Genomic DNA, 6,802 nt, shown 5'->3' with positions numbered 1-6,802 from the left:
AGATGGATCTGGGGATCAGGGGAAAGCGGGCGCTGGTTTGCGCGTCATCCAAAGGGCTGGGGCGCGGCTGTGCCGAGGCATAGGCGGCAGCGGGCGTCGATCTGGTGATGAACGCGCGCGGGACCGAGGCGCTGGAGGCGGCGGCAGGTGCGATCCGGGCCAAGCATCAGGTGAATGTGGTCACGGTCGCGGGCGACATCACCTCCGAGGCGGGTCGTGCGGCGGTGCTGGCGCACGGGCCGTTTGACATACTGGTGACGAATGCCGGTGGCCCGCCCCCCGGAATGTGGAACGACTGGGACCGCGCCGATTTCATCCGCGCGCTGGATGCCAACATGCTGACGCCGATTGCGTTGATGCAGGCGGTGTTGCCGGGGATGATGGCGCAGGGCTGGGGCCGGGTGGTCAACATCACCAGCGTTTCAGTGAAATCGCCAGTGCCGCAGTTGGGCCTGTCGAACAGTGCGCGCGCCGGGTTGACCGGGTTCGTGGCAGGCACTTCGCGGCAAGTGGCGGGCAAGGGCGTCACGATCAACAACCTGCTTCCCGGCATTCACGCGACGGACCGTGCGATTGCGCTGGACGGTGGCGTGGTCAAGGCGCGCGGGATCAGTATGGAGGAGGCGATTGCCGAGCGCAGCGCCACGATTCCCGCAGGCCGCTATGGCACGGCGGCAGAGTTTGGTGCGGCCTGTGCCTTCCTGTGCTCGGACCATGCCGGGTTCATTGTGGGGCAGAACATCCTGTTGGATGGTGGCGCGACCTATTCCACGATGTAGCGGGCACGCTTGCCCCTCGCCTTCGGCGCTGGTAGGGAAAGCCTGACCAATTCACACAGGTATCATGGCCTCTGTCCCCATCCCGCGCCTTGAGGTCCAGCATCTGAGCCGTTCTTTTGGCGGGCGCCGGGTGGTGGATGACGTGTCGTTGATGGTGGCGCCGGGGCAGGTGACGTGCCTTCTGGGGCCGTCTGGCTGCGGTAAATCTACCACGCTGCGGATGATCGCGGGGGTCGACCGGGCCGAAGCGGGCGAGGTGCGGATTGATGGGCGTCTGGTCGCGGGGCCGGGGGTGCATCTGCCGCCCGAGGCGCGGTCGGTGGGCCTGATGTTTCAGGATTTCGCGCTGTTCCCGCACCTGACGGTGGCCGAGAATGTGGGCTTTGGTCTGAGGGGCGACCGGGCGTTGAAGGCGGGCCGGGTGGGTGAGTTGCTGGAAAAAGTCAGCCTTGGCGGGTTTGGCGCCAAGCATCCGCACCAATTGTCAGGCGGTGAGCAGCAGCGTGTGGCGTTGGCGCGGGCCCTGGCACCACGGCCACGGGTGATGCTGATGGATGAGCCGTTTTCCGGGCTGGACAACCGGCTGCGCGACGGCATCCGCGACACCACGCTGGAACTGTTGAAGGAAGCGGGCACCGGGGTTCTGCTGGTGACGCATGAGCCGGACGAGGCGATGCGGATGGGCGACGAGATCGCGCTGATGCGGGGCGGACAGATCGTGCAGCGCGGCGCGCCCTATAACGTCTACAACGCCCCGGTGGACAAGGCGGCGGCGGCGTTCTTCAGCGATATCAATGTGATCCGGGGCGTGTCGAAGGGAGCATTGACCGAAACACCGTTTGGCGCCTTTCTGACCCCAGGTCATGCCGATGGCGGCGCGGTGGAGATTGTCATTCGCCCCCAGCACTTGCGGATCGACTTTGACCGGGGTGGCCGGGGGCCGAACCCGACATCCGAGGAAGGGGTGCCCGCCCGTGGAACGGTGCTGCGCAGCCGGTATCTGGGCCGCGAAAGCCTGGTGGACTTTGCGATGGACTTTGAGGGCGCGAAGCTGACGGCATCGGTCCCGGGTGTGTTCCTGCCGAAGCCCGGCACGGTCCTGTGGCTGATGATGCGGCGCGACCGGTGCTTTGTCTTCGGGGTCTGACCGGGGGCAGAGTTCGTTCTGTTAAGTCAAGGTCTTGGCGGAAAATTGGCGATCTTTCTTGCGTCTTCCTAGCGTCTTCCTTTCGTCTCTACGCGCGACGGGTCCATCGCCGGTTAACCATGCTGCGCGAATCGCCCCTACCCCCCGCCGTTCAGCGCGCAGTCGGCGGCGCGGGTGTTGCCGGGGTCTTTGGCAAACCCCTCACCGGTCGATAGAAGGCTTGCGATCCGGCAGATCCTTGACGATGGGATTGACACCGTGGAGCCAGACCTTCACGGGTGGCAGCGAAGTAGGACAGGCCTTTTGGGACAGCATGAACAAACACCTCATCTTGATCGGCACTGCTGTTGGATTGGGCATGGTTGCCGGGTTGTTTGCACAGGTCGCCCTTAAATTCCTGGCTGTTGTCAGCCTTGGCGCAGGGCCCGGGCCCGTCCATGAAGGCCTGATCCTTGCGTCTGAGCGGCCTGACGTTTTCTGGACCGTTGTTGGCGCCACCGCCATCGGGTTTGCAGCGATTTTCTACTTGGTTTGGGGCCTGATCAGACTGGTCGGCAAGTCAAGGAGCAAAGACCAGCCCTTATGATCGACCGTGGTGTTCGGCGTCAGGCGCTGACGCTGGCGCGGTAGGCGGCAAGGTTGCAAGCGGCCTCATCGGGGAAGGTGTCGCCGGTGCCGGTGATGCCGTCGATCCGGTCGACGCGAAAGCTGCGAAACGCGGTGCGGGTTTCGCACCAGGTGGCAAGGGTCCAGACCCGGCCCCAGAATTCCAGGATCAGCGGGCGGACGGGGCGCGTCGAGGTCTGCCCATCGGCGTCGCGGTAGGTCAGGATCAGCCGTTCGCGCAGGCGGATTGCGCGGCGCAGGGTTGGCAGGTGGTGGGCGGCGGCCAAAGCTTCGGTGCCGGGATAGACCCAGTGGCCATCCTCGGCCCCCGGCAGCAGGCGCGCGGGGATCACCGCTTCGATCTTGGCGCGCAGTGACGCCGCAGCGGAAGTGAGCGAGGGGTCGGCACCGGCACTGACCAGCGCCAAGCCCAGGGTCAGGGCCAGCACCTCGTCCGGGGTCAGGGTCAGGGGCGGCAAGGTGATCGGCTCGCGCAGGATGTAGCCGACGCCGCGCTCCCCCTCCACCGGCAGGCCGGAGGCGATGAGGGTTGCCATGTCGCGCCAGATGGTGCGGACCGACACCTCAAGCTGTTCGGCCATGGCGCGGGCGGTATAAAGTCGCCCGTCGCGCAGGGTCTGGATGATCTCGAACAAGCGGTCGGTGCGGCGCATCGGGCGAGGGTGACCGGGCGTTGGCTGCAGGTCAATCCATCTGCCAGTGGATCCGGTCATGGCGCATGCTGACGGTCGGGCCATCGATCATGGCCATGAAGGGCTGGAACGCGGGTTCCGCCATCATCGCATCCGCACCGGCCCCCGCCATTGCCATCGACGACCAGATGACGTGATCGGTCCAGAAGCCATCTTCGGCACGGGTGAGGGCGCGGCGGACAAAGCCGCGCTGGGCGCGAAGCGGGGTTTCGGTGGCCTTGGCGGCATTCAGGAAGGCCGCTTCGGCGTTGCCCGCCTTGAGGCGAAAACGGACAACTTCCATAACTGGGCCGTCGTTGGATTGGGAATTCTGCATCGGCATCTCCATCGGTTGCGATGGAGAGGCTATGGCAGGGGCCAACTGACAACACCCTGTCAGTTATCTTTCGCGTCGACGTCAATTCCCGCCTGCGGCAGCAGTGTGGCCACTTTGACCAGCAGGCTGAGCGCGGCGCGGGCGCGGGGGTTTTCGTCCTGGCCAACGTGGCGCAGGCCTTCGACCAGCGCCTCCAACTCATCCGGGGTCAGCATGGTGGGCGGCAACATCAGCGGCGAGCGCAGGATGTAACCAAGGCCACGCTCGCCCTCAACCGGCAGGCCGGTTGCGGCCATCATCGCCATGTCGCGCCAGATGGTGCGGGTGGAGACACCAAGGGCAACCGCCAGTTCGGCAGCCGTGTGCAGCCGCCCGTCGCGCAGGGTCTGAACAATATCAAACAGGCGGCTGTCGCGTTTCATCAGGGGCACCAGAACAGGGCAACTGACAAAATACTGTCGGCAGACTGCATCCGCAAGCGGCCTTTGCGGCCCAAAGGGACTTTGAACCCCCGGCAAGACTGCCTAAAACGCCTGTCATGGCCCAACGGCGGGCAAGGGTTCACAGGAGAGACAAGATGCAGGTAGGTCCCTGGCAAATTCTGATCATCGGCATCGTGGTGCTGGTGCTGTTCGGGCGCGGCAAGATTTCCAACCTAATGGGTGAAGTCGGCAAAGGCATCACCGCCTTCAAGAAGGGTGTGAAGGATGGCACCGAGGAAATTGAGAAGGAAGCCGTCGAAACCGCAAAGGACGTGACGCCTTCGGAAAAGGACAAGGTCTGATCCTTGAACTTTGGCTTGGAAGGCGGCGTCTGAATGTTTGATATCGGCTGGACGGAACTGGTGATCATCGGGGTGGTGGCGCTGATCGTGATCGGTCCGCGCGATCTGCCCGAGATGTTCCGCACGCTTGGGCGGTTCACTGCCAAGGCGCGGTCCATGTCGCGCGAGTTTTCGCGTGCGATGGAGGAGGCCGCCAAGGCCAGCGGTGTGGCCGATGTGGCCAAGGATCTGAAGAACGCAGCCTCGCCGCGCAACATGGGCCTGGACGCGGTGAAAGATGCGGCATCGAAGTTCGAAAAGTGGGATCCGTTGAAGACGGCGACCCCTGCAAAGACGGCGACCCCGGCCAAGGCCCCGGCACCAAACATCGCCGCCCCGCCTGCACCGGCGACCCCCGCGGTTGCGGCACCCGTTGCCGCAATGGGGCCAGAGACGGCGGCGCTGGCCGAAAAGGTCAAGGCACGCAAGGCGATCACGGCGGAAGCGGCGGAAAAGCTGCGCGCGGTGAATGCAGGGCCAGTGAACGCAGGTCCGGTAAATGTTGGGCCGGCGGTTGCAGAACCGCCAAACCCGCCAGCGGTGAAGCGCGCCGGACGGGTGCGCAAGAAGAAAGAAACGGGTGAAGCATGAGCGCGGATCAGATCGAAGACAGTTCCGCGCCACTGATCGAGCACCTTGCCGAACTGCGCACCCGCATTCTGTATGCGATGTCGGCCTTCATGATCTGCTTTTTCATCGGCTACCTGATCTGGCAGCCGGTGTTCAACTTTCTTGCCCGGCCGATGTGCGAAGTGCTGGCCGATCGGGGTCAGGAATGCCAACTGGTGTTGATCAAGGCGCAGGAGGGCTTTTTCACCGCGATCCGCATTGCGATGTGGGCGGGGTTCCTGATGGCCTTCCCGATCATCGCCTATCAGATGTGGCGCTTTGTGGCGCCGGGCCTTTACCGGTCGGAAAAGAATGCGTTCCTGCCGTTTCTGGTGGCCAGCCCGGTGATGTTCTTCATTGGCGCGGCCTTTGCCTATTATGTGATCCTGCCGTTTGCCTTTGCGTTCTTCCTTGGGTTCCAGACGGCGTTCGAGGCGGGATCTGCCGGGGCGGCAATGCCTGCGGGCGTGGTGTTCCAAGGGTCGATGGAAAGCTATCTGGCGCTGACGATGAGCTTTGTTCTGGCGTTTGGTCTGTGCTTTCAGCTGCCGGTGCTGCTGACGCTGATGGGCCGCGCGGGGATCATTTCTGCCGCCGGTCTGCGGGCTACGCGGAAATACGCGATCGTGCTGATCCTGATCGTGGCTGCCATTGTGACCCCGCCGGATGCGTTCAGCCAAGTGGTGATGTTCAGCGCGATCTATCCGCTGTACGAAATCTCGATCTGGCTGATCGCCCGGTTCGAGCGCGACCGCGAGGCTGCCGCCCGCGCCGATGGCACCTGGGTGGATGACGAGGACGAGGTGGCGTGACGGACGCGCTGGAGCGGATTGCAGCGGCGCTGGAGCGGTTGGCCCCGGCGCCGATGCCAGCGCCTGATTTCGCGGCGGCGGAGGCGTTTGCCTGGCACACCGGGCCGGACCGGCTTGAACCGGTGACGCGGGTGGCGCGGGTTGATATCGGGCTTTTGGTCGGCGTGAACCGGTCGCGCGATACGCTGATGGATAACACCCGGCATTTCGCGCGCGGTTTGCCTGCGAACAACGCGCTGCTGTGGGGCGCGCGGGGGATGGGGAAATCTTCGCTGGTGAAGGCCGTGCATGCCGCCGTGCTGGCCGAGGGCCACGCGCTCAAGATCGTTGAGCTGAGCCGCGAAGACTTGCCTTCGGTGCAGCGGCTGCTGGCGCATCTGCGCGGCGCGGCGCACCGGTTTATCCTGTTCTGCGATGACCTGAGTTTCAGCCATGACGACCAGCATTACAAAAGCCTGAAGGCGGTGCTGGATGGCGGCATCGAGGGGCGGCCGGAGAATGTGCTGCTGTATGCCACCTCGAACCGCCGCCACCTGATGCCGCGCGAGATGATCGAGAACGAACGTTCCACCGCGATCAGCCCGTCGGAGGCGGTGGAGGAGAAGGTGTCGCTGTCGGACCGGTTCGGGCTGTGGTTGGGGTTTCATCCGTGCAGCCAGGACGAGTATCTGCTGATGATCGAGGGCTATTGCGCGGCGTATGGTGTGGCGGTGCCCGAAGGCCGTTTGCGCGCCGAAGCGATCGAATGGCAGGCGACGCGCGGGGCGCGGTCGGGCCGGGTGGCGTGGCAGTTCTTTTGCGATCTGGCGGCGCGACACGGCGTGCGGGTGGGGCTTGCCTGAGAGCGGCGAAAGGAGGAAGCTGCCGGAGAAGGAGAGCTTTCATGCCCGTCAAGAACCGCATTGCCGACATGCTGCCCGAGATCACCGCGTGGCGCCGTGATTTCCACCAGCACCCTGAACTGATGTTCGACGTTCATCGCACGGCCGCCCGGGTG

General features: G+C 64.6%; 9 protein-coding genes and 1 pseudogene. 7 read left to right on the top strand and 3 right to left on the bottom strand.

Annotated elements, in window-relative coordinates:
* Positions 1 to 2 precede the first annotated feature (2 nt).
* From RMO18_RS12235 to RMO18_RS12225, 3 genes and pseudogenes are all read left to right on the top strand, one after another.
* Positions 3 to 779: pseudogene (locus tag RMO18_RS12235) on the top strand (SDR family oxidoreductase).
* A 64-nt stretch (positions 780 to 843) separates the two neighbouring features.
* Positions 844 to 1,926 carry an ABC transporter ATP-binding protein gene (locus tag RMO18_RS12230; protein WP_309666219.1) on the top strand — a complete coding sequence of 361 codons (1,083 nt, stop codon included), beginning with the start codon at positions 844 to 846 and terminating at the stop codon, positions 1,924 to 1,926.
* A 238-nt stretch (positions 1,927 to 2,164) separates the two neighbouring features.
* Positions 2,165 to 2,512 carry a hypothetical protein gene (locus RMO18_RS12225; protein WP_309666217.1) on the top strand — a complete coding sequence of 116 codons (348 nt, stop codon included), beginning with the start codon at positions 2,165 to 2,167 and terminating at the stop codon, positions 2,510 to 2,512.
* A gap of 19 nt (positions 2,513 to 2,531) precedes the next feature.
* Here the strand turns inward: RMO18_RS12225 and RMO18_RS12220 are convergent, their stop codons facing one another.
* From RMO18_RS12220 to RMO18_RS12210, 3 genes are read right to left on the bottom strand one after another with little or no spacing between them, the layout of a single operon-like run.
* A complete protein-coding gene (locus RMO18_RS12220) occupies positions 2,532 to 3,206 on the bottom strand; it encodes a YafY family protein (protein WP_309666216.1) in 675 nt (224 codons plus the stop codon).
* Between the two features lie 31 nt (positions 3,207 to 3,237).
* Positions 3,238 to 3,561, bottom strand: coding sequence for a hypothetical protein (locus tag RMO18_RS12215; RefSeq protein ID WP_309666215.1), 324 nt, complete (start codon positions 3,559 to 3,561; stop codon positions 3,238 to 3,240).
* 59 nt (positions 3,562 to 3,620) lie between these two features.
* Positions 3,621 to 3,983, bottom strand: coding sequence for an HTH domain-containing protein (locus RMO18_RS12210; protein WP_309666214.1), 363 nt, complete (start codon positions 3,981 to 3,983; stop codon positions 3,621 to 3,623).
* Positions 3,984 to 4,138: 155 nt separating this feature from the next.
* Between RMO18_RS12210 and tatA the strand changes: the two genes are divergently transcribed.
* The 4 genes from tatA to RMO18_RS12190 are packed head-to-tail and all read left to right on the top strand — an operon-like array spanning position 4,139 to position 6,647.
* Positions 4,139 to 4,345, top strand: a complete 207-nt coding sequence (tatA, locus tag RMO18_RS12205) for a twin-arginine translocase TatA/TatE family subunit (RefSeq protein WP_309666213.1) — start codon at positions 4,139 to 4,141, stop codon at positions 4,343 to 4,345.
* A 33-nt stretch (positions 4,346 to 4,378) separates the two neighbouring features.
* A complete protein-coding gene (gene tatB / locus RMO18_RS21130) occupies positions 4,379 to 4,975 on the top strand; it encodes a Sec-independent protein translocase protein TatB (RefSeq protein ID WP_405054065.1) in 597 nt (198 codons plus the stop codon).
* Positions 4,972 to 5,805, top strand: coding sequence for a twin-arginine translocase subunit TatC (tatC, locus tag RMO18_RS12195; RefSeq protein WP_309666211.1), 834 nt, complete (start codon positions 4,972 to 4,974; stop codon positions 5,803 to 5,805). The genes tatB and tatC overlap by 4 nt, the downstream gene beginning before the upstream one ends.
* A complete protein-coding gene (locus RMO18_RS12190; protein WP_309666210.1) occupies positions 5,802 to 6,647 on the top strand; it encodes an ATP-binding protein in 846 nt (281 codons plus the stop codon). The genes tatC and RMO18_RS12190 overlap by 4 nt, the downstream gene beginning before the upstream one ends.
* Positions 6,648 to 6,802: the final 155 nt, after the last annotated feature.

It is taken from the genome of Tabrizicola sp., assembly GCF_031377265.1.
Lineage (GTDB): Bacteria > Pseudomonadota > Alphaproteobacteria > Rhodobacterales > Rhodobacteraceae > JAUYQR01.
The sequence above is the reverse complement of the archived record's forward strand: the minus strand, read 5'-3'. Positions and strand labels throughout refer to the sequence as shown.

Bases quoted from the DNA above. Each gene is read 5' to 3' on its own strand.
- RMO18_RS12215 (WP_309666215.1), bottom strand. From the start codon at position 3,561: ATGCAGAATTCCCAATCCAACGACGGCCCAGTTATGGAAGTTGTCCGT.
- tatB (WP_405054065.1), top strand. From the start codon at position 4,379: ATGTTTGATATCGGCTGGACGGAACTGGTGATCATCGGGGTGGTGGCG.
- RMO18_RS12210 (WP_309666214.1), bottom strand. From the start codon at position 3,983: ATGAAACGCGACAGCCGCCTGTTTGATATTGTTCAGACCCTGCGCGAC.
- RMO18_RS12220 (WP_309666216.1), bottom strand. From the start codon at position 3,206: ATGCGCCGCACCGACCGCTTGTTCGAGATCATCCAGACCCTGCGCGAC.
- tatA (WP_309666213.1), top strand. From the start codon at position 4,139: ATGCAGGTAGGTCCCTGGCAAATTCTGATCATCGGCATCGTGGTGCTG.
- RMO18_RS12230 (WP_309666219.1), top strand. From the start codon at position 844: ATGGCCTCTGTCCCCATCCCGCGCCTTGAGGTCCAGCATCTGAGCCGT.
- tatC (WP_309666211.1), top strand. From the start codon at position 4,972: ATGAGCGCGGATCAGATCGAAGACAGTTCCGCGCCACTGATCGAGCAC.